General features: G+C 71.3%; 14 protein-coding genes and 1 pseudogene. 6 read left to right on the forward strand and 9 right to left on the reverse strand.

The window, feature by feature from the left end:
• Positions 1-47: 47 nt before the first annotated feature.
• From D9753_RS04625 to D9753_RS04640, 4 genes are read right to left on the reverse strand one after another with little or no spacing between them, the layout of a single operon-like run.
• Positions 48-2,447, reverse strand: a complete 2,400-nt coding sequence (locus D9753_RS04625; RefSeq protein WP_121785836.1) for a beta-xylosidase/alpha-l-arabinosidase — start codon at positions 2,445-2,447, stop codon at positions 48-50.
• A complete protein-coding gene (locus D9753_RS04630) occupies positions 2,444-3,262 on the reverse strand; it encodes a carbohydrate ABC transporter permease (RefSeq protein WP_121785837.1) in 819 nt (272 codons plus the stop codon). Before D9753_RS04630 ends, D9753_RS04625 begins: the two co-directional genes overlap by 4 nt.
• Positions 3,259-4,212: a carbohydrate ABC transporter permease gene (locus D9753_RS04635; RefSeq protein WP_121785838.1), complete on the reverse strand. Its 954-nt coding sequence runs from the start codon at positions 4,210-4,212 to the stop codon at positions 3,259-3,261. The genes D9753_RS04630 and D9753_RS04635 overlap by 4 nt, the downstream gene beginning before the upstream one ends.
• A gap of 7 nt (positions 4,213-4,219) precedes the next feature.
• Positions 4,220-5,521: an ABC transporter substrate-binding protein gene (locus D9753_RS04640; RefSeq protein ID WP_121785839.1), complete on the reverse strand. Its 1,302-nt coding sequence runs from the start codon at positions 5,519-5,521 to the stop codon at positions 4,220-4,222.
• Positions 5,522-5,655: 134 nt separating this feature from the next.
• On the opposite strand from D9753_RS04640, the gene D9753_RS04645 reads away from it, so the two are divergent.
• Positions 5,656-6,681: a LacI family DNA-binding transcriptional regulator gene (locus D9753_RS04645; protein ID WP_163010622.1), complete on the forward strand. Its 1,026-nt coding sequence runs from the start codon at positions 5,656-5,658 to the stop codon at positions 6,679-6,681.
• Positions 6,682-6,873: 192 nt separating this feature from the next.
• Positions 6,874-8,229, forward strand: coding sequence for an APC family permease (locus D9753_RS04650; protein WP_121790904.1), 1,356 nt, complete (start codon positions 6,874-6,876; stop codon positions 8,227-8,229).
• Here D9753_RS04650 and D9753_RS04655 read toward each other — a convergent pair.
• Positions 8,171-8,605, reverse strand: coding sequence for an ATP-binding protein (locus tag D9753_RS04655; RefSeq protein ID WP_121790905.1), 435 nt, complete (start codon positions 8,603-8,605; stop codon positions 8,171-8,173). The genes D9753_RS04650 and D9753_RS04655 overlap by 59 nt on opposite strands.
• Positions 8,606-8,830: 225 nt before the next feature.
• Here D9753_RS04655 and D9753_RS04660 point away from each other — a divergent pair, with 225 nt between their 5' ends.
• The 4 genes and pseudogenes from D9753_RS04660 (at position 8,831) to D9753_RS04675 (ending at position 12,448) form a co-directional block, all read left to right on the forward strand.
• On the forward strand, positions 8,831-9,544 hold the full coding sequence (locus tag D9753_RS04660) for a GAF domain-containing protein (RefSeq protein ID WP_121785841.1): 714 nt from the start codon (positions 8,831-8,833) through the stop codon (positions 9,542-9,544).
• Positions 9,545-10,093: 549 nt separating this feature from the next.
• Positions 10,094-10,783 (forward strand): glycoside hydrolase family 11 protein, encoded by a 690-nt coding sequence (locus tag D9753_RS04665; protein WP_121785842.1) that lies wholly within the window; start codon positions 10,094-10,096, stop codon positions 10,781-10,783.
• A 71-nt stretch (positions 10,784-10,854) separates the two neighbouring features.
• A pseudogene (locus D9753_RS04670) lies at positions 10,855-11,535 on the forward strand (polysaccharide deacetylase family protein); the annotation flags it as partial.
• A gap of 244 nt (positions 11,536-11,779) precedes the next feature.
• Positions 11,780-12,448 carry a hypothetical protein gene (locus D9753_RS04675; RefSeq protein ID WP_121785844.1) on the forward strand — a complete coding sequence of 223 codons (669 nt, stop codon included), beginning with the start codon at positions 11,780-11,782 and terminating at the stop codon, positions 12,446-12,448.
• Between the two features lie 85 nt (positions 12,449-12,533).
• Here D9753_RS04675 and D9753_RS04680 read toward each other — a convergent pair whose 3' ends face one another.
• From D9753_RS04680 to D9753_RS04695, 4 genes are read right to left on the reverse strand one after another with little or no spacing between them, the layout of a single operon-like run.
• Positions 12,534-13,484, reverse strand: a complete 951-nt coding sequence (locus D9753_RS04680) for a class I SAM-dependent methyltransferase (RefSeq protein WP_121785845.1) — start codon at positions 13,482-13,484, stop codon at positions 12,534-12,536.
• A gap of 44 nt (positions 13,485-13,528) precedes the next feature.
• Positions 13,529-15,163, reverse strand: coding sequence for a bifunctional 3-(3-hydroxy-phenyl)propionate/3-hydroxycinnamic acid hydroxylase MhpA (gene mhpA, locus D9753_RS04685; RefSeq protein WP_121785846.1), 1,635 nt, complete (start codon positions 15,161-15,163; stop codon positions 13,529-13,531).
• Between the two features lie 23 nt (positions 15,164-15,186).
• The gene (locus D9753_RS04690; RefSeq protein WP_121785847.1) at positions 15,187-15,969 is read right to left on the reverse strand and encodes an arylamine N-acetyltransferase family protein; all 783 of its coding nucleotides are present in this window, start codon (positions 15,967-15,969) and stop codon (positions 15,187-15,189) included.
• Between the two features lie 4 nt (positions 15,970-15,973).
• Positions 15,974-25,849 carry a type I polyketide synthase gene (locus tag D9753_RS04695; protein WP_394346798.1) on the reverse strand — a complete coding sequence of 3,292 codons (9,876 nt, stop codon included), beginning with the start codon at positions 25,847-25,849 and terminating at the stop codon, positions 15,974-15,976.
• Positions 25,850-25,879: the final 30 nt, after the last annotated feature.

Here is a 25,879-nt window from a genome sequence, read left to right on the forward strand (position 1 = left end):
CGCCGCGGCCCGCCTCCCCTCCGGGACGGGCCACGGCGCGATGGCGGTCAGGCGGCGGCGTGCGGCTCCGGCCGCCCTGACGTCTCCTGCTCGAAGTGCGCGTGGAACCGGCGGTGGTGGTCCACGTGGCGTGACGCGCCGGTCAGGGTGACCGTCGCCGTCAGCCGGACGTCGCTGCTGGACGCCGCCAGACGCAGGTGCAGCTCGCCCGGTTCGACCACCCGTCGCCCGTCGCGGCCCGTGAAGGAGGCCAGGTCGGCCGGTACGGTCACGCGCAGCCGGCGGTCCTCGCCCGGGGCGAGCGGGACCCGGGTGTACCCGATGAGCCGCTGCACGGGCTGGACGACGGAGGCGACCGGGTCGTGCAGGTATAGCTGGACGGTCTCGGTGCCGTACCGCTCCCCCGTGTTGCGCACCGTGAGGCCGAGGGTGAACTCGCCGCCGGTGTCCGCCTCGGCCCGCCCGACCGCCAGGCCGTCCCAGTCGAAGGACGTGTAGGACAGGCCGTGCCCGAACGCGAACGCCGGGGTGGGGTCGATGCTGGAGACGTCGCCGGCCTGGGCGAGCCGGGCACCGAGGTAGGTGGCGGGCTGGCCGCCCGTACCGCGGGGCACGCTGACCGGCAGCCGTCCGGACGGGACGGTCCGGCCGCTGAGGACTCCGGCGATGGCGGTGGTGCCCTCCACGCCGGGGAAGAAGGACTGCACGAGCGCGGCGGCCTCGTCGGCGGCGCGGCCGAGGGCGTAGGGCCGGCCGGCGAGCAGGACCGCCACCACCGGCGTGCCGCAGTCCAGGAGCGCGTCTAGCAGGTGCTGCTGGGCGCCGGGCAGGGCCAGTGACTCGGCGTCGCAGCCCTCGCCGCTGGTGCCCCGGCCGAACAGTCCCGCGCGGTCGCCGAGGGCCACGACGACGACGTCGGCCCCGCGCGCGGTGCGGACGGCCCCGGCGATGCCGGAGACGTCGCCGTCGTCGACGCCGGTGCCGCGGGCCACGGTGATCTCCGCGTCGGGGAACTCGCGCCGCAGGGCGTCCTCCAGGGTGGGCAGGTCGATGCCGGCCGGTGTCCGCGGATGGTGCACGCCGACGTGCTGGGGGAAGGAGTAGCAGCCCAGTACGGCGGTGGGTTCGGCGGCGTTGGGGCCGATCAGGGCGATGCGGCGGGGCCGGCCCAGCGGCAGGGTGCCGTCGTTGGCCAGCAGGACGACGGCCTCCTCGGCGACGGTGCGGGCCAGTTCCCGGTTCTCGGCGCTGTCCAGGCCGACGCTGCCGCGCAGGGCGTCCGGGTCGTCCAGGTCGCCTCCCCGCAGGGCGGCCGGGACCGGGTCCCAGCCGGCGTCGAGCAGGCCCAGCCGGGCCTTCTGGGTGAGCACCCGGCGCAGCGCGCGGTCGATGAGCGACTCCGGGACCCGGCCCGCGGCGACGGCTTCGGCGAGGGGCGCGCCGAACGTCTTGACGGTGGGCAGTTCCACGTCGACGCCCGCCCGCAGGGCTGCTCCCGCGGCCTCCGCCCAGTCGCCGGCGACGCCGTGCAGGGTCCTGAGGAAGGCGATGCCGAAGTAGTCGGCGACGACCGTGCCGTCGAAGCCCCAGGTGTCGCGCAGCAGTCCGGTGAGGAGGTCCTCGTCGGCCGCGGAGGGCATGCCGTCGGTGTCGGTGTAGGCGTGCATGACGGAGTCGGCTCCGCCCTCGCGCACGGCCATCTCGAAGGGGGGCAGGACGACGTCCGCCCGTTCGCGCGGGCCCATGCCGACGGGTGCGAGGTTGCGGCCGGCACGGGAGGCGGAGTAGCCGGCGAAGTGTTTCAGGGTGGCGACGACGCCGGCGGACCGCAGACCCTGGACGTAGGCGGTGCCGATGCTGCCGACGAGGTAGGGGTCCTCGCCGATGGTCTCCTCGACGCGGCCCCAGCGTGCGTCGCGGACGACGTCCAGGACGGGCGCGAGGCCCTGGTGGACGCCGACGGACCGCATGTCGCGGCCGATGGCGGCGGCCATCCGGCGGATCAGGCCGGGGTCGAAGGTGGCGCCCCAGGACAGCGGGACGGGGTAGGCGGTGGCACCCCAGGTGGCGAAGCCGGCCAGGCATTCCTCGTGCGCCAGGGCGGGAATGCCGAAGCGGTTCGCGGCGGTGATCCGCTTCTGGGTGCGCGCCAGGGAGAGCGCGCCGAGCGCGGGGTCGACGGGTGCCGTGCCGAAGGGGCGGGTGAGCTGTCCCAGACCGGCCGGCAGGAGGGCGTCGAGGTCCACCGCGTCGTCCATGTCGTGCTGGTGCGGGGCGACTTCGGCGCCCTCGTCGGACGCGCCGACCCACACGCCGTAGAGCTGGGCGATCTTCTCCTCGACGGTCATCGCGCCGATCAGCGCGGACACCCGGGTGCCGGTGTCCTGGGCCGGGTCGTTCCAGAGGGGGACTTCGGGGGTGGTCTCTACGGCCACGTTGGCGGTCACTTTCCTCCCATGCCCATCAGGCCCTGGACGAGGGCCCGGCGGGCGAACAGGTAGACGAGCAGGACGGGCATCATGGACAGCGTCACGGCGCCCAGCAGACCGGGGATGTCGATGCCGTGTTCGGTCTGGAAGTTGTACAGACCCAGCGTGATCACCTTGGTGGAGTCGGACTGGGTCAGGACGAGCGGGAACAGGAAGCCGTTCCACGCCTGGAGCGCGGAGAACACCACGATCGTGGAGAGGCCGCCGCGCGAGAGCGGGACGACGAGCTGGAAGAACATCCGCCTCGGGCTCGCCCCGTCCATCGTCATGGCCTCGAACAGCTCGGGGCTGATGTCGCGCATGGCACCGCTGAGGATGAGCGCCGACATCGGCAGGCAGAACGCGGCGGTGGGCAGGATGACCCCGAGCAGGTTGTCGTACAGGCCCGCCTCGCTGATCAGGTAGAACATCGGGACGATGACGGCCTGGGCGGGGATGGCGAGGCCCAGCAGGAACAGCCGGAAGATCTGCGAGGTGACCCGGCCGCGGCTGCGCACGATCGCGTAGGCCAGGGGCGGTACGAGCAGCAGCACCACGCCGACGACGCAGACGGTGACGACGATGGTGTTGAGGAAGTACCGGCCGAAGCCCGAGTCGAAGGCCCCGGTGTAGTTGTCCAGGGTGAGGTCGCGGGGGAAGGACAGGGGGCCGTTCTTCGCGTAGTCCTGGCGGGTGCGCAGGGTCGCGGCGAGCATCACGTACAGCGGCAGGCCCACCAGGACCAGCCAGAGCAGCGAGCCGGCGCCGGCCGGGTAGTTGGGGCGTTGCCTCATGACACCCCCTCCGTGGAGCTGCGCATCCTGTCGTAGCCGGAGACACGGACGACGATCAGCGAGACGACCGTGGCGGCGAGGACCAGGCAGAGGGCGATGGCCGAGCCGGCGCCGAAGTCGAAGCCCTTGAACGCCTTCTGGTACATGTAGTAGGCGCTGATCGTGGTGTCGGTGCCCGGTCCGCCCTGGGTGAGGATGAGCACGGTCTCGAAGGTGGTGAGCCCGCCGACGATCATCAGGATCATCGAGGTGATCACCGAGGTGCGCAGTTGCGGCAGGGTGATGTGGAAGAACTGGCGGTAGCGCCCCGCGCCGTCGATCGCCGCCGCCTGGTACAGCACCTGCGGGACGGCACGGGCGGCGCCCTGGTAGATCAGCGTGTGGAACGGGGTGAACTGCCAGGTGCTGACGAAGGCCAGCACGCCGATGGCCGAGGCCTGCTCACCGAACAGGTTGCCGTCGCCGAACAGCCAGGTCATCCGCGCGGGGATGCCGAAGTTCGGGTCCAGCAGGGCCCGCCAGAGCACCGACACGGCGGTGGACGACAGCAGCAGCGGGACGAAGTAGATCGCCGAGAGGACGGCGCGGTTGCGCTGGTGTCCGGCGGCCCAGACGCCGAGCACGATGCTCAGCGGGGTCTGGAGGGCCACACCCAGGGCGGTGAGCAGCAGGGTGAGCCAGATGCTCTTGATCATCACGGGGTCGTCGAGGATGCGCTGCCAGTTGTCCGTTCCGACGAACCGCGGCGACCCCAGGCCGTTCCAGCTCATGAAGGACAGCACCGCCACCATGATCAGCGGCACGATGGCGAAGAGGGCGAAGAACAGGGTGGCGGGCAGGGCCCAGAGGAAGCCGGGGCGCGTGCCCCGGGCGGTGTAGGGGGCTTCCGCCCGCCGGGCCTTTCCGGGGACCGGGGCGGCGGGCGGAGCGCTCGTTGTCTGTGTGGTCATGAGCGGTTCACTCGGCCGGGAGGGCCTGCATGGCCTTGATGAAGCCGTCGGTGTCGAGCTGCCCGTCGAAGAACTGCTGGACGGCCTGGTGGATGGGCGTCATGGCCGACGGCGGGTACGCCTGGTCCCAGGAGAGCTGGAACGACTTCGCCTTGGCGACGAGGCCGTACTGGAAGCGGGAGTAGGCGGGGCTGGCCGACGTGCCGAGGAACCGCGGCGTGTTCGTGGTGGTCGGCAGGTTGCCGATGGCGAGCTGCGCCTTGACGAACTGGTCGGAGTACATCAGCTTCAGGAACCGGGCGACCGCCTCGGGGTGCTCGGTCTTCTTCAGCACCGAATAGAAGTTGTTGGTGTTGCCGACGACGTCGGACGGGTCGCCCTTGCCGCCGGGAACGGCCGGGAACGAGGTGTAGCCCAGGCCCTCGGCGGCGAAGTCCTTGGCGTCCTGCTGCTGCTGCGCGTAGTACCAGGAGCCCATCAGCTCGAAGCCGGCCTTGCCCTGGGCCACCAGCGCGGGCGAGGCGCCGTTGGTGTACTTCACGGAGTCGTAGTTCTTGCCGAAGGCGCCGGCGTCGACCAGCTCGCGGAGCATGCCGAGCGCCTTGCGGCTGTCCGCGCTCGCCCAGGCGTCCTTGTCTCCGTCCAGGGCCTTCTGGAACAGCTCATGGCCGGCGACGCGGTCGTAGACGTACTCGAACCACATGAGCGTCGGCCACTGGTCGCCGCCGCCGAGGGCGATGGGGGTGACGCCCTGGGACTTGAGCTTCTTGACGGCGTCGATCAGCTGGTTCCAGGTCTCGGGCCGGTCCACGTTCGCCTTGTGGAGGACGTCCTTGTTGTGGAACAGCAGGACGGGCTGGGTACCGCGCATCGGGACGCCGTAGGGCTTGCCGTCGACGACGGCGCTGTTGTAGACGGCGGGCAGGAACTTGTCGTCCAGGTTCGGGTCCTTCTTCACGAAGTCGTCCAGCGGCATCAGCAGCCCGGCCTTCACGAACGGCTGGATGCTGCCGCCGCCCCAGTTGAAGAAGACGTCCGGCGCCTGCGGTGTGTTGATGATCGTCTGGAGCTTCTGCTGGTAGTCGGCGCCGGGAATGGTGTCGAGGACGGCCTTGACGTCCGAGGTCCTGTTGAAGGTGTCGACGATCCGCTTCTCGACCTTGTTGCTGGCGTCCCCGTAGACCAGCACGTGGATCCTGCCGTCGTCCGAGGAACCTCCCCCGCTGTTTCCGCAGCCGGCGAGGCTCGCCGCCAGGGCGAGCGTCGCACCGCCGGCGAGCACCCGAGGCATCCGTGTACGCATGGTCATCCGCCTTCCGAAAGTTTCGGTAATAGAGCCGAAAGTCCTGCGGCTGGACAGTAGGAGCAGACCGAAGAATCGGTCAACGGTCGTGCACGCACGCGGCCAAACCGTTATCGGACGGCATGCCTTATGCTGCGGCCATGGGCGCAGATGACGAGGTCGGCCGCAGAGTGACCCTGGCAGCCGTGGCCAGAGAGGCCGGCGTCTCCCTTCCGACAGTTTCGAAAGTCCTCAACGGTCGTTCGGATGTCTCCCCCGCAACCCGCGACAAGGTCGAACGCCTGCTGGAGGCTCACGGCTACCGCCGGCGCACCCCCGGACCGCCGCCGGCCCCGCTCATCGAGATCGTCTTCCACGAACTGGAGAGCGTCTGGGCGATGGAGCTGATCCGGGGCGTGGAGAACGTCGCCCAGCGCAGCGGCGCGACCGTCGCGCTCACGGAGAGCGGGACACGGCAGGCACCCGGACCCGAATGGATCGACGGAGTCCTGCGCCGCCGGCCCCTGGGAGTGCTGCTGGTCTTCTCCACCGTGCCGGAGGCCGTGAAGAGGCGGCTGCGGTCCCGGGCCATCCCGTTCGTCATCGTGGACCCGGCCGGCGATCCCGATCCCGACGTACCCTCCGTCGGTTCGGCCAACTGGGCCGGCGGGCTGGCCGCCACCCGCCACCTCACCGACCAGGGACACGAACGCGTCGCCATCATCACCGGGCCCGAGGACCTGATGTGCTCGCTGGCCCGGCTGGACGGGTACCGCTCGGCGCTGGCGATGGCGGGGCTGGCGCCGGACCCGCGGCTGGTGCGCTTCGGCGACTTCCACGTCCAGGGCGGCTACGAGCACGCCCTGGACCTGCTGCGCCGCCCCGACCGGCCCACGGCGATCTTCGCCGGCAGCGACCTGCAGGCGCTGGGCGTCCTGGAGGCGGCCCGGGTGCTGGGCCTGAGCGTGCCGCGGGAACTGTCGGTGGTGGGGTACGACGACGTACCGCCGGCCCGGTGGTCGAGCCCGCCCCTCACCACCGTGCAGCAGCCGCTGCGGCGCATGGCCGAGGAAGCGGCCCGGATGCTGCTGCGGCCCGCGGATCCCCGCAAGGCCGCCCTGCGGATCGAGCTGGCCACGCATCTGGTGGTGAGGCAGAGCACCGCCGCGCCGCCCACGCCGGACTGAACACGCACCCCGCGCCCCGCACCGCCCGCGGAGAACGCGGCCCGGAAGAGACGCGGCCAGCGCCGCCCACACAGACACGCGGCCCGGGGCGAGCCGGCCCCCACCGCCCGCGAACCGCGTCCGGGCGGACGCGGTCCGCGCCGGCAGCAGGAGGCAGGCGTGGTTCGCGTGCCGGCGGGGACACGGATCGACATGTCGATAGCGAGAGAACAGGCACCGGAGACCGCCTCGGGCGGCCCCGCACTCAAGCAGGCCCTCACCACCCCCCTGCTGTACTTCTTCATCCTCGGCGACGTCCTGGGCGCCGGCGTGTACGTGCTGGTCGGCCAGATCGCCTCCGACGTGGGCGGAGCGGTGTGGGCACCACTGCTCGTCGCCCTCGTCCTGGCGATGCTGACCGCGGCCTCGTACGCCGAGCTGGCCACGAAGTACCCCCGGGCGGGCGGCGCCTCCCACTACGCCACGCGGGCGTTCGGCCCGTTCGCCGGTTTCCTGGCCGGCTTCTGCATGCTGGCCGCCGGCATCGTCTCGGTCGCCGCCCTGGCCCGGGGCTTCGGCGGGGACTACCTGTCGGCCTTCGTGTCCCTGCCCGTGGGCCTCGTCGCCGTGGTGTTCCTCGCCCTGCTCGCCCTGCTCAACGCGCGCGGCATCAAGGAGTCGACCCGGGCGAACGCCGTCGCCACCGTCATCGAGGTGGGCGGGCTGGTCCTCATCGTGGTCCTCGGCGCCTGGCTGCTGCTGCGCGGCGACGGCGACCCCGGGCGGCTCACCCGGCTCGGCACCGCGGACAAGGGCGCCGCCACCGCCCTCCTCAGCGGCTCGGTGCTGGCCTACTACTCGTTCGTCGGGTTCGAGACCTCCGTGAACGTCGCCGAGGAGACCCGCGACCCGCGCCGCTCCTACCCCCGGGCCCTGTTCGGCGCCCTGGCCACCGCCGGTGCCGTCTACGTCCTGGTGGGCATCGCCGCCTCCGCGGCGGTACCGACCGGCCGGCTCGTCGCCTCCAGCGGCCCGCTGCTGGAGGTCGTCAAGGAGGCGGGCGGCGTCCCCGTCCGCCTCTTCAGCGCGATCGCTCTCGTCGCCGTCGCCAACGGCGCCCTCCTGACCGGCATCATGGCCTCCCGGCTCGCCTTCGGCATGGCCCGCGACGGGCTGCTCCCCGCGCCCCTGGCCGCGGTCCTGCCGGGCCGCCGCACCCCGTGGGCCGCGATCGCGGCGACCACCGTCCCGGCGATGGTCCTCGCCCTGACCGGGAGCGTCGCCACACTGGCGTCCACCCTGGTCCTGCTGCTGCTCGTGGTCTTCCTCATGGTCAACATCGCCGTACTCGTACTGCGCCGCGACCCGGGCGAGGAGCGGCACTTCCGGGCCCCGACGGTCCTGCCCGTGCTGGGCGCGGCCTCCTGCGTCCTGCTCGCCACGCAGATCGAGGGCCGGGTGTGGCTGCGGGGGCTGGTCGTGCTCGCCGTCGGCGCGTTGCTCGGCGCGGTCACTGCCGTTCGCGGTGCCCGTCGTCCGCGGGCGAAGGCGGCCGGAAGCAGGCGATGACGGTCTTGCCGTGCGGGCAGGGCCGGGCCTCCCAGCTCTCGGCCAGGGCGTTCATCAGGAGGATGCCCCCCCCGCCCGGCTGGAGGGTGTCGGGCTGCCGGGGCGCCGGCAGCTCGGGCGACGTGTCGTGCACCGCGATGTGCAGGCACTCGCTGTCCCAGGACATCACCAGTTGCGCGGTGCTGTGCGCGTGGATCTGGGCGTTGGTGACCAGCTCGGACACGACCAGCAGCACGTCGTCCGCCGTTTCGTCGGCGGCGTCCGTCCAGCCCAGCTCGTCCAGATGGGACCGCGCCCAGTCACGTGCCGTCTTGACCTGGCTGTTGAGCGGCAGTGAGCGTGCCCAGCCCACCGCGCGAAGCGAACGTCCGTCCACGATCATCCTTGTCTGTGCCTACTCGGCCGTCTCTGTCTGTCGGCCTACCGGCTACCCGCATACCGGCCCGGTACCGCAGCGGCGTGCCGACCGCCGGGCCGGGTACTCCGTGGGCATGGTCTGTCCTCGTCAGCCGGCGCCCTCGTCGCGCCGCGGGTTTCCCCGGTCCGTCCCGTGCGCGGCGCGCGCCCTCACCGCTCGTCGCCGCGGGTCGCGGAGGGCCGGATGACGCCCGATGTGACGAAGGCGGTGCGGATGGTCGCGGAGGCCGCGGACGGCGCACTCCTGACGGAGGTCCCCCAGCGGGTGTGCGCGGCGGTGTCCGAGGGACTCGGGATGGACGGCGCCACCCTGTCACTGCTCACCGACACACCCTCGCGCCAGCTCCTCGCCGCCTCGAACGACGCCGCGCTGGTGCTGGAGGAGATCCAGTTCACCGTGCTGGAAGGGCCGTGCATCACCGCGGCGCACCTGGGTGAGCCCGTGGCGGTGGACGAGCTGCGCGGCGCGGTGACGCCCTGGCCGCTGTTCGGGGCCGCCATGCGGGAGAAATTGCCGCAGGTGGAGTCGGTGTACGCACTGCCCGTCTTCTTCGGCGACTACGTCCTCGGCTCCGTCGACCTGCTCGCGCTGCGCCCCCACGCCCTCGACGAGGAGGCTCTGGAGCGGGCGTCCGCCGTGGCCGACGCGGTGGCGGCGGCGCTCCTGCCCACCCGGAACGTGATCATCACCGGGGACCGGGCCCCGGCGTGGGAACCGGTCGATGTCGTCCGCGCACACTGGTTCGACACCGCGCGCGCCGTCGGCGCCCTGGCGGCCACCCGGGCACTGACCCCGGAGAACGCGCTGGCCCTCATGCGCGCCGAGGCCTTCCGCACGGGCAGGTCACTGGCCGACATCACCCGGGACATCCTGCGCGAGTCCCCCGGCACACCGTAGTCACGCGCCCGGCCCGACCCGACCCGTACGACGCCCGAACCGGCCCCTGTTCCTGGGCCGGCCCTGCTCAAGAGCGCTTCGAAACATTCGGTTCACACGTCGAGCATTGCGACAAGGCAGGCAGCCGCACCCCCTCCGTCAACCGCCGAGACGCAGGCCGGGTACGACCCCGCGCACGCGCCCCGCGAAGAGTCGCCGGAGGTCGCGCGCCCGCGAAGATCGGCCTGACAGCCCAGCAAGCGGGGCACCCGGGCCCTCACCAGCTCCCAACGGGCGCACCGGAAGCCGACCGACTCTTTCGTCACCGCGCCCCGGAGAACCCGGTCGAAGTTTCGATGAAGTTTCGGAAACGGACGCATTGACCGCCGTTTCGGGCCGGGCGCATACTCTCCAGCAATCGAGCCCTCCCCCTGTTTCCCCAGCGCCGGTCGGCCCCACCTGTCACATGGCATGTACATGCCATTACTGCTTGCCGTTGCCGCATGCCCGAGCGGCCGTCAGCGGATGACCGTCGCACTCATTCAGCACTCACCAGGAGGAAGCATCCCCATGGACAACGCCCTCGACCGCCCGATGAGCCGCAGGGGCTTCATCAACCGCGCCGGCGCCCTGGCGCTGGCGACGTCCGCGTCCGGGCTGCTGCTGCCCGGCACCGCGCACGCGGCCACGACCATCACCACCAACCAGACCGGCACCAACAACGGCTTCTACTACTCGTTCTGGACCGACGGCGGCGGATCGGTCTCCATGACCCTCGGGTCCGGCGGCAACTACAGCACCTCGTGGACGAACTGCGGCAACTTCGTCGCGGGCAAGGGCTGGAGCAACGGCGGGCGCAGGAACGTGCAGTACTCGGGCAGCTTCAACCCGTCCGGCAACGGCTACCTGGCGCTGTACGGATGGACGTCGAACCCGCTCGTGGAGTACTACATCGTCGACAACTGGGGCACCTACCGGCCCACCGGCACCTACAAGGGCACGGTCACCAGCGACGGCGGCACCTACGACGTCTACCAGACGACGCGGTACAACGCCCCCTCCGTGGAAGGCACCAGGACCTTCAACCAGTACTGGAGCGTGCGGCAGTCGAAGCGGACGGGCGGAACCATCACCACCGGCAACCACTTCGACGCCTGGGCCCGCTACGGCATGCGGCTGGGCAGCTTCAGCTACTACATGATCCTCGCCACCGAGGGATACCAGAGCAGCGGGAACTCCAACATCACGGTGAGCGGCTGAGCGCCCCCGTCCGCCCGACCGCCGCTCCCCCCGCCGCGGTCACGCCGCCCCCACGAGGAGGACCCACCCGCATGCGCGCCGCACACCGCCCCCTGCTGACCGCACTGGCCGTCGCCGCGACGGCCGTGGCCGGCACCGTCACCGCCGCCGTCGACACCACCCCGGCGCACGCCGCAGGCTGCACCGGATACGTCGGACTCACCTTCGACGACGGCCCGTCCAACGCCCAGACCCCGGCCCTGCTCAACGCCCTGCGGCAGAACGGCCTGCGGGCCACCATGTTCAACGAGGGCCGGTACGCCGCCGCCTACCCGGCCCAGGTCCGGGCCGAGGCAGCCGCCGGCATGTGGATCGGCAACCACAGCTACACCCACCCCCACCTCACCCAGCAGAGCCAGGCACAGATCGACTCCGAGGTGTCGCGCACCCAGCAGGCGATCGCCGCGGCCGGCGGCGGTACGCCGAAACTGTTCCGCCCGCCCTACGGCGAGACCAACGCCACGCTCCAGGCGGTCGAGGCCAAGTACGGCCTGACCCAGATCGTCTGGGACGTGGACTCGCAGGACTGGAACGGCGCGAGCACCGACGCGATCGTGCAGGCCGTGTCCCGGCTGGCCAACGGCCAGCTCATCCTCATGCACGAATGGCCCGCCAACACGCTCGCCGCGATCCCGCGCATCCCTCAGACGCTGGCGGGCAAGGGCCTGTGCGCCGGCCGGATCTCCCCACAGACCGGCCGAGCCGTGGCACCCTGACCGCGATCCCCCACTCGGCACGACGAAGCCCCGGCGCACGGGCGTTCGCCGCCCGGGCTCCGTCGTGTCAGCGGGTGGCCGGGGTACACCCGTAGGGGTGGTGGTGGGACCACCCCGATCCGGTGCTCAGGCCCAGGGACCGCGCGCCCCGGGAACGGCAGGCTTCAGGGGCCGGCGGGCAGGAGCAGCAGCTCATGGCCGCCGGCGCCGAACCGGCCGTACCGAGAACTCGGGGGATCCCATGTCCGAAGCAAACGCCCGGCGTCTGACCGGCCTCGCCGCCGTCGTCGCCGCCGTAGCCCTCATCGTCCAAGTACCGCTGTACTTCCTCTACTCGGGCCCACCGCCGGATGCCAACGTCCTGTCCCGACTGCTCATCGGGATCATCGCGCTCGCCTGCCTGGTCGTGTTCGTGACGGCCTTCAAGGAGCTGGTCGGGCGGGTCGGCCCGGCCCATGAGTGGGTCGCCTCGATCGCCTTCGCCACGGGCCTCGTGTACACCACGGTCACCCTGGTCTCGATGGGCCTCGAAGCCGGCGCGGTCATCGCCGTCGACCACCCGATCGACCCCACCATCGACGTCAGCGGCACCTACATCCTCTACGGGTCCGTCTCCCGGCTCATGCTGGCGCTCTTCCTGACCGCGCTCGGCCACGCCGTCATCCGCACCGGCCTGCTGCCGCGCTGGACCGGCCGCTCGGCGTACGTCCTGGCCGTCCTCAACCTGGCCTTCGTACCGTCGCTGTTCTTCGGCAACGACCCCGCGTTCTTCTACGCGGCGAACGGCTGGGGCACGACAGCGCTGATGGGGGCCGCCCTCAGCTACTGGCTGCTGGCCCTGGGGATCTGCACGTACCGCAGCGCGGCGCACATCACCCCGGCGGCCGGCGCGGTGACGCCACGGCACTGAACGGCCCGGGTGGCGGGGTGCGCCGGAACGCCGTCGCCGAGGGGCCGCCCGTGGCAGCGGGCACGGGCCGCCCCTCGCCCGGGGATCAGACCTTCTTCGCCACGTAGAGCCGGTAGCTGTCCACCGGCGGCATGAACTGCGAGGGCAGTACGCCCATCCTCTTCAGCAGCTTGGTGGAGCCGCTGTCGGTGTAGCCGGCGAAGGAACCGCCGACGGCCTCCGGGCCGACCCGCTTGGCCATGTGACGCTGGATGGCACCGACCCGCTGCTCGCGCAGCGCCTTGTGGAAGGAGCCGTCGGGAGACAGACGCCGGTGGATCGCGGCCCGCACGTTGGACGAGATGTCACGGTCGAGCACCCACTCCAGGCCGAGGCCCTTCTCCTGCAGCTCCTTCAGGAAGGCGTGCCGCTGCGTGGTGTAGAGGTCGACGTGCGTGAAGTAGCCTCCCGGCTTGAGCACCCGTGCCACCTCCTGGAGGAACTTCTCCAGACTCGGGTAGTTGTGCGCGCTCTCGATGTTCACCACGACGTCGACCTCGCCGTCCTCGAAGGGCAGGTTCTCCGCGTCGCCCTGGACGTACCGCAGGCCCTTGCGGGACAGCGCGGCGTTCGCCCGGTTGACGGCCTGCTCCGACAGGTCGAGGCCGATCATGCTCTTCGCGTGGATCACACGGGAGAGGAAGTTCAGTCCCTCGCCCAGCCCGCAGCCGACTTCGAGGACGAACCTGTCCGCGTAGTCGTCGAGGTCGATCGGCACCTCCCTGAGAGCGGCGAAGTACAGCTCTTCGGAGAAGCCGTCCGTGTCGTACTGCAGGAAGCCGGGGATGCGGGCGTTGATCTCCTTGGCCACCTGGTCGTCGTGGTAGCCCCAGTTCCACAGGATGCCCTTCTTGGACATCCGGGCCTGGAGGTCGTAGCTGGTGGAGATGTTCTTCTTGTGCACGCCCTCCTTGGCTCTCTGACCGTCCTGATCGTCGGTCAGATTGATCTCGTTGACACTCGTGAACAAGCCGTACATGTCCTCGCGTGCGCCCATGTTCCGGGTTCCTCTCTCGTCGTGCTCGTCAGGGTGGGAAAGCCTCAGCCGGCGGCCGGGAGCGGCGCCCCCAGCCGGTGCGCCAGTTCGTCCACGAGCGCGCCCAGCGCCTGTGGCCCGTGCGCCGCGCCGAAGACGGTGAAGTCGGGGCGCACCAGCACGGCTGTCGCGTCGCTCTCGGCCAGGTACGGCAGATACCGGTCCTCGATGTCGACCACGGCGCCGGGGCCGGGTTCGCGCGGTGATGTGCCGACGGGCAGGACGTGCGCGTAGCGCGTGCCGAGTCCGTCGAGGAAGGCCCGCCGCCGATCGTCCAGCACAGTCACCGGATCGGCGGCGGTGAGCAGTACGAAGCCGAGGCCGACGATCTCGTCCAGCAGCCCGTCCCCGTCGGCACCCGCCACCCGCGCCTGCGGGAACAGGGTGCCGGCGGGCAGCAGCGGCGTGCCGTCGGCGGCACGGTGGAGCAGCCCGTCGGTGAGCGGGATCGCGGTCGACATCGGCAGTGCGCCGCCGCTCTCGCGGTCACGTCCGGCCAGCATGATCGCATCACGGTCGGCGGCCGCGGCAGGGTCGGTCACGCAGATCACCTTGCCGAGCTTCACGGACGTGGTGACGGCGTTCCGGACGTGCGCCCGGCGCTCGACGGTGTAGGTGTCGAGTATCGAGTCGTCGGCGAGGCCGCGCAGCAGCAGGTCGAGTTTCCACGACAGGTTGGCCACGTCCCGGAAGCCCGAGCACATGCCCTGCCCGGCGAAGGGCGGCATGAGGTGCGCGGCGTCCCCCGCGATCAGCAGCCGGCCCTTGCGCCACTCCGCCGCCCAGCGGGCCTGGAAGGTGTAGACGGCGTGCCGTTCGAGGGTCGCGTTGTCGGGGCGGACGGAGAACATCTCCAGCATGCGCCAGAGGGTCTCGTCCCGCTTCAGCTCCTCCATGCTCTCGCCCGGCAGCCGCATGAACTCGTACCGGCGGTGTCCCGGACCGGCCGACACCGCGGTCCGGGGCCGTTCCGGGTCGCAGATCTGGAGGTTGTTGGGGTGGAAGTCGCGGGGCTCGTTCAGCACGACGTCGCAGATGAGCCAGTCGTAGAAGAATCCGAGGTCGGTGAGGGAACTCTCCATCGACTCCCGGACGAAGCTGTTCGCCCCGTCGCATCCGACGACGTACCGTGCGGTGAAGGTGTGCTCCTGTTCGTCGGTGTCCTCACAGATCACCTCGACCAGGTCGCCACGGTCGTCGAGTTCGACGACCGCCTGCCCGCGGACGACCCGCAGGTTCGGGAAGTCGGTGCCGCGGTCGATGAGCGTGGCCTCCAGGCCCGGCTGGTACATGGCGGTCGCCTGTGGCCAGCCGCAGTGGCCGTTCTCGGCGCTCTCCATGTGCAGCAGGGTCTCGCCGGCGGCGTTGCGCCAGGCGTAGTCCCGTGAGTTCTCACCGAACTTGTCGAGGAAGGGCCCGATACCGGCAGCGGCGAGGATACGGGCTGCCTCGTCGTCGAAACCGACCGCCCGCGGCATGGGGTACGGCCGGGGCCAGCGTTCCACGACCGTGATCCGCCAGCCGCGCGCGGCCAGCAGGATCGCCAGCACCTGACCGACCGGGCCGTAGCCGACGACGGCCACGTCCGTGTCGGTGGCGGCGACCGTTCCGGTCCCGGCGCCGCTGCTCTCCGTCTCCATGGTCATCTCCGTTCGGTCCCGCCTCAGCCGTTGCCCGAGCCGACGAGGATGTCCTTCACCACGCCTTCGAACTCGGCCTTGTCGATCAGCATGCGGGCCGATTCGTGGCCGTTCTCCACCCGCAGCAGCCGCCTGCCGGTGAGGACGACCTGCCCGTTGTCGGTGGCGCGGCCCCGCAGCACGGTTCCGGCGAACAGCGAGTCCTTCACGATCCGCTCGGCGGCGGTGTCCTGCGGACTGTCCCAGTCGGAGACGGCGCGGGCCGTCAGCTCGAACCGGTACACCGAACGCCAGTCCCCGGTGGCGGCCTTCCGCTCCAGCACGTGGTACGTGCCGGCCGTCGTGAGCCGGTAGGAGCAACCGAACTGCTGCTGCACCTCGTCGGTCATCCGCAGCGGCTCCAGATACGACGGACCGGCGAAGCCCACGTCGACGAGCCAGGTCTCCCCGTCGAGCCGCACACAGTTGAAGGTGTGCTCGAAGTCCGGCCCGAACTGCCCGTTGGGCCAGCGCTGGGACGCGGCCAGGATCGAGACGTCGTAACCGAGTTCGGTCAGGAGCCTGCGGAACAGGCCGCTCAGGTCGTGGCACACGCCGCCCGCGCCTCCGGCGACGATCGCCCGGAACGTCGCGTCGACGTCGATGTCGACGACGTTACGGAAGCCCGTGAAACTCTTGATGAAGTCGCTGCTGTCGTAGGCCAGCGACATCATGTGGTTCTTGTGCAGCACGCGCAGCGTCTCGACGCTGGGCGCGGGCACCTCGGTGAAGCCCAGGCGGCGCAGATAGGTCTCGACCTCGAACATCCGGCTACTCTCCCTCTTCCGGGCGGTCCCACTCGGACAGCAGTTCGCGCAGCCGCGCGACGGCCCGCGCACGCGACGCGTCGTCGTGCAGCGCCGGGGTCACCGCCAGCTCCAGCTTGCTGAACTCCGCCGTCACCGTCTCCGGGCTGACGGTCAGATCGGGCTCCAGGGTGTCCCGCATGAGTTCGGCGATCATGCCGGCGGTCGGGAAGTCGAAGATCAGGCCCTGCGCCAGTTCGAGTCCCGACACCCGGTTGAGCCGGTTGCGCAGCTCCAGGCCGGTCAGCGAGTCGAAGCCGATGTCGAGGAGGGCGACCCCGTCCTCGACGGCCGTCGAGCCCGTGGCGTGACCGAGCACCTGCCCCGCCTCCGCCAGCACCAGATCGGTCAGTACCGCCAGCCGCTCCTGCGGGGACACGCGCAGCAGCCGTGCCCGCAGTGCCGCGCCGGCGTTCCCGGACTCCTGGTCCGCAGCGGCGCCGGCCCCGGCCACCTGCGTCAGGGCGGCGACCTCAGGCAGGGCCCGCAGCAGCGGACGCTCCCTGGCCACCATGAAGGACGGCGCGAACCGCGACCAGTCGATGCCCGCGACCACGACATGCCCCTCACCGCTCACCATCGCCCGGCCCAGGGCCTCGACCGCGAGTTCGGGCCGCATCAGCTCCACGCCGACCTCCGCGAACTCCTCGGCCACGGAGTCGTCGACCATGCCACCGCCGGCCCAGGCACCCCAGGCCACGGCGGTCGCCGGCCGCCCATCGGCACGCCTGCGGTGCGCCAGCCCCTCGACGAAGGCGTTCGCGGCGGCGTACCCGCTCTGACCCGCACCACCCCAGGCGGCGGCCCCGGAGGAGAACACCACGAATGCCTCCAGCGGACGGTCGGCCAGCAGTTCGTCGAGGTGTACGGCACCGACGACCTTCGCCCGGCCGACCTCGGCGAACTCCGCCAACGTGACGTCGGGCAGCTTCTTGGGCTCCTGCGCGACACCGGCGGTATGGAAGACGGCGGTGACGGGCAGGTCCGACGGCACTCGCCCGATCACCTCCGCTAGCGCCGCCCGGTCGGTGACGTCACAGGCCGCGACGGTGACGCGGGCGCCGAGCGCGGTCAGCTCCGCCTCCAACGCCGCCGCGCCCTCGGCGGCCGGGCCGCGACGGCTGAGCAGGAGCAGGTGCTCCGCGCCCCGGGTGGCGGCCCAGCGCGCCACGTGCGCACCGATGCCACCCGTGCCACCGGTGACGAGCACCGTACCGTGCGGTGTCCAGGCCTCGGCAGGCCCGGTGTCACCGCCCTCGGCGACGGACCCGGCGCGGGTCATACGCCGCGCGTAGGCGCCCGAGGAGCGGATCGCCACCTGGTCCTCGCCGTGCTGTCCACACAGCGTGGCGACCAACCGGCCCCACGCGGCGCCGTCGGGCTCGGCGGCCAGATCGATCAGCCCGCCCCAGGTCTTCGGGTGGTCCAGGGCGAGTACGGTGCCCAGTCCCCACATCATCGGCTGCGCCGCACTCGTCACCTCCGCGTCCTCGCGGACCGCGACGGCCCCCGAGGTCAAGCACCACAGCGGGGCGGTGACGTCCAGGTCATGGAGAGCCTGCACGAGCGCGACGGTGGCGGCCGTACCGCGCGACAGCGCCGGGTGGGTGGGCTCCGGCCGCTCGTCCAGGGCGAGCAGGGACACCACCCCGGCCGGCGTGCCGGGCTCCGCGTCGAGACGCGTCCGTACGACGTTCGCCAGGGTCTCCCGGTCCTCAGCGTCCACGTCGACCCGTACGACGCGACCGCCGTGCTCGGTCAGCGCGGCACTCGTGGCCGCCGCCGTCGCGTCGGCGTATCCCGTGGGGACCAGCATCAGCCACGTGCCGTCGGCGACGGCAGCACCCGGGGCGAGCGCGTCGGTGACGGGCTGCCAGGTGATCCGGTATCGCCAGCCGTCCAGCACCGTCTGGTCCCGATGGCGGCGGCGCCACGCGGACAGGGCAGGGAGCACACCGTCCAGGGCGGTCGCGTCGAGCCGCAAGGACCGCGCCAGCGAGTCCGTGTCCCCACTGTCCACGATCTCCCAGAACGCCGCGTCGACCGGGTCGGTGACTGTCTCGGGAGCGCTCGGGCCGTCGCCCGCGATCCAGAAGCGCCGGTGCTGGAAGGCGTACGTGGGCAGGTCCACGCGGCGTGCGTCCCGGCCGGCGAAGACCTGCTCCCAGTCGACGGCGACACCGCGCGTGTGCAACTGCCCGAGAGCGGCCAGCAGAGCCCGCTCCTCGCCGACGTCACGCCGCAGCGACGGCACGCAGTCCTCCGCCACCATCCCGGTCAGGATGCCGTCCGGGCCCAACTCCAGGAAGGTGGTGACCTTCTGGTCCCTCATGGCCCGCACACCGTCGTGGAAACGGACCGTGCCGCGTACGTGCTCCACCCAGTAATCGGGCGAGCACAACCGACCGGCGTCCGCCACCTCACCCGTCACGTTCGACACCACCGGCAGCGTCGGGGCGTTGTAGGTCAGCCCGGCCGCGACCTCGCGGAACTCGTCCAGCATCGGGTCCATCAACGGCGAGTGGAACGCGTGCGACACCCTCAGCCGCTTCACCCGACGGCCGGGCAAGGCTTCGGTCACCGCCAGCACCGCACCCTCAGCACCCGACAGCACCAAGGAGGTCGGCCCGTTGACGGCGGCGATGCTCACACCGTCGCGGAGCAGCGGAAGAACGTCCTCCTCGGTGGCCTCCACCGCGACCATCACCCCACCGGCCGGCAGCGCCTGCATCAACCGGCCACGCGCCACGACCAGCGCCGCCGCATCCTCCAGCGACCACACACCCGCCACATAGGCGGCCGTCACCTCACCGATGGAGTGACCGGCGAGACAGTGCGGGCGCACGCCCCAGGAGCGTACGAGGTGGTACAGCGCCACCTCGACCGCGAACAGCGCCGGCTGCGCGTACCCCGTCTCCTCCAGCAGCTCCCCGCCCTCGAAGACCACCGCCTTCAGCGACCGGCCGAGCTTCCCGTCGACGGCCGCACACACCTCATCGAGCGCCTCGGCGAACACCGGGAAAGAGCCGTACAGTTCACGCCCCATCCCCACCCGCTGCGACCCCTGTCCGGTGAACAACACACCCAGACGGCCAGAGGAAGCCGTCTGCGGACGTAACACCGCCAGACCCTCCCGCGCCTCCTCCACCGACTCGGCGATGACCACGGCACGATGGTCGAAGTGCGTCCGGGCAGTCGCCAGCGAGTACGCCACGTCGGTGAGAGGCACGTCCTGAGCGGAGTCCAGGTAGGACGACAGCGCGTCGGCCTGAGCCCGCACCGCCTCCGGAGACACGCCCGACACCAGCAGCGGTACGGCGGCGTTCGGAGCCGCCGCGCGGTCCGCTGGGGGTTCTGTCTCGACGGCTTCCAGGATGACGTGGGCGTTGGTGCCGCTGAGGCCGAAGGAGGAGACCGCGGCACGACGCGGACGGCCTGCGTCGGGCCATGCCCGCGGCTCGGTGAGCAGTTTCACGGCGCCGGCCGACCAGTCGACCTTAGGAGTGGGCTCGTCGACGTGCAGTGTCTTCGGCAGCACGCCGTGCCGCATCGCCTGCACCATCTTGATCACACCCGCCACACCGGCCGCCGCCTGCGCATGACCGATGTTCGACTTCAACGAACCCAGCCACAACGGCTCGTCCCCGGCCCGCTCCTGGCCGTACGTGGCGATCAGCGCCTGCGCCTCGATCGGGTCACCCAGTGATGTGCCCGTACCGTGCGCCTCCACCACGTCCACGTCGGCCGCCGACAGACCGGCACTCGCCAACGCCTGACGGATCACCCGCTGCTGCGACGGACCGTTCGGCGCCGTGATGCCGTTCGACGCACCGTCCTGGTTCACGGCCGTGCCACGCACCAGGGCCAGCACCTCGTGACCGTTGCGGCGAGCGTCCGACAGGCGCTCCAGCAGGACGAGACCCACGCCCTCTGCCCACGCCGTACCGTCCGCGCCCGCCGCGAACGACTTGCACCGTCCGTCCGGCGCGAGGCCCCGCTGCCTCGAGAACTCCACGAAGCTGCCGGGCGTGGCCATGACGGCGACACCGCCGGCCAGCGCGAGCGAGCACTCGCCGCTGCGCAGCGCCTGCATCGCGGAGTGCATCGCGACCAGCGACGACGAGCACGCCGTGTCCAACGTCACCGCCGGCCCCTCGAAGCCGAAGGTGTACGCCACCCGGCCCGAGATGAAGCTGCCCGCGTTGCCGTTGCCGAGGAAACCCTCCAGTTCCTCGGGCACGCGCGTCAGTGTGGTGGCGTAGTCGTGGTACATGGCGCCTGCGAAGACGCCCGTGCGGCTGCCCTTCAGCACGGTCGGATCGATCCCGGCCCGCTCCAGCACCTCCCACGACACCTCCAGCAACAACCGCTGCTGCGGATCCATCGCAAGCGCCTCACGCGGCGAAATCCCGAAGAACCCCGGATCGAACTCCCCCGCACCATGAAGAAACCCACCATGGCGCACCATCGACTTACCGACCTTCTCAGGATCAGGATCGAACAACCGCGACACATCCCAGCCCCGGTCCTCCGGAAACTCCGTAATCCCGTCCCGACCCTCCACCACCATCCGCCACAGATCCTCCGGCGAACCCACCCCACCCGGAAGACGACACCCCATCGCCACAACCGCGATCGCATCCTCCGACACCCCGCCGACCGACACCCCCCGCCCAGCCACCGGCCCAACCGCAACCTCTCCCCCCACCAACTCCACACGCAAGAACTCCGCCAGCACACCCGGCGACGGATAATCAAAAATCAACGTCGCCGACAACCGAAGCCCCGTCACGGCATTCAACCGGTTACGCAGCTCCACCGCCGTCAACGAATCAAAACCCAGATCACTGAACGCCTGCCCCGCACCGATACTCCCCGCACCCGCATGCCCCAGCACCACCGCCACCTCACCCGACACCAACTCCAAAAGCATGCGCTTCTGCTCGTCGACCGTCAGGGCGGCGAGGCGGTCGGCCAGGGTCCCGCCCGTGGTGGCACCGGTGCCGGCCGGCGCGGTGCGCGCCGTGCGGCGCGGTTGGCGCACCAGTCCGCGCAGCACCGGCGGCAGGTGTCCCGCCCGTGCCTGCTCCGCCAGCGCGGCGAAGTCGAACTTCACCGGGACGAGCGTCGACGCCTCACCGGCCATGGCCGAGTCGAGCAGGGCCATGCCTTCCTCCGAGGCGAGCGGGAGCACCCCGCCCCGGTTCATACGGGCCCGGTCCGACTCGCTCATCGTCGCGATCATGCCGCCGGACTCGGCCCACAGGCCCCAGGCCAGTGAGACGGCGCTGAGGCCCTGCGCGCGCCGCCACTGGGCGAACGCATCCAGGAACGCGTTCGCGGCGGAGTAGTTGCCCTGGCCCGGGGCACCGATCACACCGGCGGCGGAGGAGAACAGGACGAACGCCGAGAGGTTCATGTCGCGTGTCAGCTCGTGCAGTGTCAGCGCGGCGTCGACCTTGGGCCGGAAGGCGGCGCCGACGCGCTCCGGGGTCAGCCTCGGGATCACACCGTCGTCCAGGACGCCTGCCGCGTGCACGATGCCGGTCAGCGGCGCCGCGGGCGAGATCTCCGAGAGGAGCTTCTTCACGGCCCTGCGCTTGGACAAGTCGCACGCCGCCACGGTGACACTCGCTCCGGCCGCCTCCAGCTCGGCCGTCAACTCCCGGGCGCCGGGCGCCTCCGGGCCGCGGCGGCTGATCAACAGCAGGTGCCGTACACCGTGCTCGGCGACGAGGTGCCGGGCGACCAGGCCGCCCAGCGTTCCGGTGCCGCCGGTGACGAGCACGGTGCCCTCGGGGGCCAGTGCGGGACCGGTCCCGGCGTCCGGCGCGATGCGCGCCAGTCGGGGTGTGTGCACGACGTCACCGCGTACGGCTACCTGCGGTTCACCGGTGACCAGTACGCCGGCCACGGCCGGCCGGGAGGCCTGGATCTCGTCCACGTCCATGAGCACGACGCGGTCCGGATTCTCGGCCTGGGCGGCACGCACGAGGCCCCAGACCGCGGCCCCCGCCGGGTCGATCACCTCGGTGTCGCCGAGGACGCCGACCGCGCCGCGCGTCACGACGAGCAGGCGGGACTCATCGAGTTCCGGCGCGGCGAGGAAGGCCTGGAGGATGCCGAGGACGCGGCCGACGAGGCCGCGTACGCGTTCGGCGCTGACGACACCGTCGACGGCGTCGACGACCAGGACCTCCGGCATCGCCGCGCCGGACCGCACCAGCTCCTCGATGTCCAGGGCCATGGTCACCGAGTGCGGGACGACCGCTGCGGCGTCAGCCATCATGTCAGCCGCCGACGCGGTCCATTCGACGGCGAAGAGGGCGTCCGTGTCGCCGGAACCGGTCCGGCCTGCGGCCTTCACCTGCTCCTCCGCGACCGCGCGCAGGACGAGCGACTCGACCGAAGCGACGGGTGCGCCCTCGCCGTCGGCGAGTTCGATCGTGACCGACTCGGGTCCGGTGGGCGTCATGCGCACCCGCAGCGCGGTGGCGCCGGAGGCGTGCAGAGTCATGCCGTTCCACGCGAACGGCAGGATGAGCTTGCCCTCCTCCGCCTTCCGCTCGGTGAAGGCTCCGCAGTGCAGGACCGCGTCGAGAAGCGCCGGGTGCAGACCGAATCCGGCGACCGCCTCGGTGTCGTCCGCCGGGAGCGCGACCTCGGCGTAGATTTCGTCGCCGCGGGTCCACAGCGTCCTGAGCCCTTGGAACAGCGGCCCGTACCCGTATCCGGCGGTCGCCTGGTCCGCGTAGAAGCCGGTCAGGTCGACCGGCTGCGCGCCCTCAGGGGGCCAGACACCCCAGGCGGCATCGGCTGCCGATGCCGCCTCGCCCAGTTGTCCGCTGGCGTGGCGGGTCCATGGTGCGTCGGACTGCGCGTCGTCGGGCCGCGAGTACACCGCGACCGGCCGCACCCCGGCGCCCGTGTCCTCTGCCACCGTGACCTGGACGCGTACCGCGCCCTCGTCCGGTATCACCAAGGGTGCTTCTATGACCAGTTCGCGCAGGGTTCGCGCGCCGACCTCGTCGCCGGCGCGGATCGCGAGTTCCACCAGCGCGGCACCGGGCAGCAGGACCGTGCCGGACACGACATGGTCCGCCAGCCAGGGCTGGGCGGCGAGGGACAACCGGCCGGTGCACACCACACCGCCCGTGTCGGGGATTCCGACCACGGTGTCGAGCAGGGGGTGCCCGGCGGCCAGCGCGGGATCCCCTTCCGACAGCGTCGGGTTCAGCCAGAAGCGCTGGTGCTGGAAGGCGTACGTGGGCAGGTCCACACGGTGTGCGCCGGTGCGGGAGAACACCTGCTCCCAGTCGACGGCGACACCGCGCGTGTGCAGTTGCCCCACGGCGTTCAGCAGCGCGCGGTCCTCGCTGACGTCACGCCGCAGGGACGGCACGCAGTCCTCCGCCACCATCCCGGTGAGAATGCCGTCCGGGCCCAACTCCAGGAAGGTGGTGACCTTCTGGTCCTTCATGGCCCGCACGCCGTCGTGGAAACGGACCGTGCCGCGTACGTGCTCCACCCAGTACTCGGGCGAGCACAACCGCCCGGCGTCCGCCACCTCGCCGGTCAGGTTCGACACCACCGGCAGCGTCGGGGCGTTGTAGGTCAGCCCGGCCGCAACCTCACGGAAGGCCTCAAGCATCGGGTCCATCAACGACGAGTGGAACGCGTGCGACACCCTCAGCCGCTTCACCCGACGGCCGGGCAGGGCTTCGGTCACCGCCAGCACCGCACCCTCAGCACCCGACAGCACCAGGGAGGTCGGCCCGTTGACGGCGGCGATGCTCACACCGTCGCCGAGCAGCGGAAGAACGTCCTCCTCGGTGGCCTCCACCGCGACCATCACCCCACCGGCCGGCAGCGCCTGCATCAACCGGCCACGCGCGACGACCAGCGCCGCCGCATCCTCCAGCGACCACACACCCGCCACATAAGCCGCCGCCACCTCACCGATGGAGTGACCGGCGAGACAGTGCGGGCGCACGCCCCAGGAGCGTACGAGGTGGAACAGCGCCACCTCGACCGCGAACAGCGCCGGCTGCGCGTACCCCGTCTCCTCCAGCAGCTCCCCGCCCTCGAAGACCACCGCCTTCAGCGACCGGCCGAGCTTCCCGTCGACGGCCGCACACACCTCATCGAACGCCTCGGCGAACACCGGGAAGGCGACGTACAGTTCACGCCCCATCCCCACCCGCTGCGACCCCTGCCCGGTGAACAGCACACCCAGACGGCCCGGCACCACACTCCCCGGGCGCACCTGCGCCAGACCCTCCCGCGCCTCCTCCACCGAACCCGCCACCACCACCGCACGATGGTCGAACCGGGCACGGGATGTGGCCAGTGAGTAGGCCGTGTCCGTCAGGCTCAGATCGCGGTGCCGTTCCAGGTGTTCCGCGAGGCGCCGGGCCTGCGCGCTCACGGCGTCGGCTGTGCGGCCCGAGAGGATGAGAGGCACGCTTCCGCGTGTCACCGTCGGCTCCGGGGTCTCGTTCTCGACGGATTCGAGAACGACGTGGGCGTTGGTGCCGCTGATGCCGAAGGAGGAGACCGCGGCGCGACGCGGACGGCCCTCTGCCGCCGACCACTTCCGTGACTCCGTCAGCAGCTCCACCGCACCGGCCGACCAGTCGACCTTAGGAGTGGGCTCGTCGACGTGCAGTGTCTTCGGCAGCACGCCGTGCCGCATCGCCTGCACCATCTTGATCACACCCGCGACGCCGGCCGCCGCCTGCGCATGACCGATGTTCGACTTCAACGAACCCAGCCACAACGGCTCGTCCCCGGCCCGCTCCTGGCCGTACGTGGCGATCAGCGCCTGCGCCTCGATCGGGTCACCCAGCGCCGTACCCGTACCGTGCGCTTCGACGACATCGATCTCGGACGCGGTCAGACCGGCGCTCGCCAGAGCCTGACGGATGACACGCTGCTGCGAGGGGCCGTTGGGGGCGGTGAGCCCGTTGGACGCGCCGTCCTGGTTCACGGCCGTGCCACGGACGACCGCCAGAACCTGGTGGCCGTTGCGCCGAGCGTCGGACAGGCGCTCCAGCAGGACGAGACTCACGCCCTCTGCCCACGCCGTACCGTCCGCGCCCGCCGCGAACGACTTGCACCGTCCGTCCGGCGCGAGGCCTCCTTGACGCGAGAACTCGATGAAACTGCCCGGCCTGGCCATGACGGCCACACCGCCGGCCAGCGCGAGCGAGCACTCACCGCCGCGCAGCGCCTGGACCGCCGAGTGCATCGCCACCAGCGACGAGGAACACGCCGTGTCCACCGTCACCGCCGGGCCCTCGAAACCGAAGGTGTACGCCACCCGGCCGGAGACGATGCTTCCGGCCGCCACGGCCGCCTCGTAGTCGTGGTACATCAGGCCGGCGAAAACGCCCGTACGGCTGCCCTTGAGCGCGGTCGGATCGATCCCGGCCCGCTCCAGCACCTCCCAGGACACCTCCAGCAGCAACCGCTGCTGCGGGTCCATGGCGAGGGCCTCACGCGGAGAGATCCCGAACAACGCCGGATCGAAATCCCCGGCGTCGTGGAGGAAGCCGCCCTCCCGGACGTAGGACTTCCCGGCCACGCCGGGAGTGGGGTCGTAGATCCGGTCGACATCCCAGCCCCGGTCCTCCGGGAACTGTGTGATGCCGTCGCGTTCCTCGGCCACCAACTGCCACAGATCCTCCGGTGAGGAGACACCACCGGGCAACCGGCAGGCGGCGGACACGATAGCGATCGGTTCGGACGTGGCCGCGAGAGCCCTGTCGCGCTCCTCCTTGAGCTGCTCGTTCTCCATGAGAGAAGCGCGCAGTGCCGCGACGAGCTTGTCCTCGGACACAGACATACTTGAGTTCCTCCGTAGCCGCGA

The sequence above is a fragment of the Streptomyces dangxiongensis genome (assembly GCF_003675325.1).
Taxonomy (GTDB): domain Bacteria; phylum Actinomycetota; class Actinomycetes; order Streptomycetales; family Streptomycetaceae; genus Streptomyces; species Streptomyces dangxiongensis.

Coding starts and splice junctions, on each gene's coding strand:
- D9753_RS04630 (WP_121785837.1), bottom strand. CDS start 3,262: ATGAGGCAACGCCCCAACTACCCGGCCGGCGCCGGCTCGCTGCTCTGG.
- D9753_RS04650 (WP_121790904.1), top strand. CDS start 6,874: ATGTCGATAGCGAGAGAACAGGCACCGGAGACCGCCTCGGGCGGCCCC.
- D9753_RS04635 (WP_121785838.1), bottom strand. CDS start 4,212: ATGACCACACAGACAACGAGCGCTCCGCCCGCCGCCCCGGTCCCCGGA.
- D9753_RS04675 (WP_121785844.1), top strand. CDS start 11,780: ATGTCCGAAGCAAACGCCCGGCGTCTGACCGGCCTCGCCGCCGTCGTC.
- D9753_RS04640 (WP_121785839.1), bottom strand. CDS start 5,521: ATGACCATGCGTACACGGATGCCTCGGGTGCTCGCCGGCGGTGCGACG.
- mhpA (WP_121785846.1), bottom strand. CDS start 15,163: ATGGAGACGGAGAGCAGCGGCGCCGGGACCGGAACGGTCGCCGCCACC.
- D9753_RS04680 (WP_121785845.1), bottom strand. CDS start 13,484: ATGGGCGCACGCGAGGACATGTACGGCTTGTTCACGAGTGTCAACGAG.
- D9753_RS04665 (WP_121785842.1), top strand. CDS start 10,094: ATGGACAACGCCCTCGACCGCCCGATGAGCCGCAGGGGCTTCATCAAC.
- D9753_RS04690 (WP_121785847.1), bottom strand. CDS start 15,969: ATGTTCGAGGTCGAGACCTATCTGCGCCGCCTGGGCTTCACCGAGGTG.
- D9753_RS04645 (WP_163010622.1), top strand. CDS start 5,656: ATGGGCGCAGATGACGAGGTCGGCCGCAGAGTGACCCTGGCAGCCGTG.
- D9753_RS04660 (WP_121785841.1), top strand. CDS start 8,831: ATGACGCCCGATGTGACGAAGGCGGTGCGGATGGTCGCGGAGGCCGCG.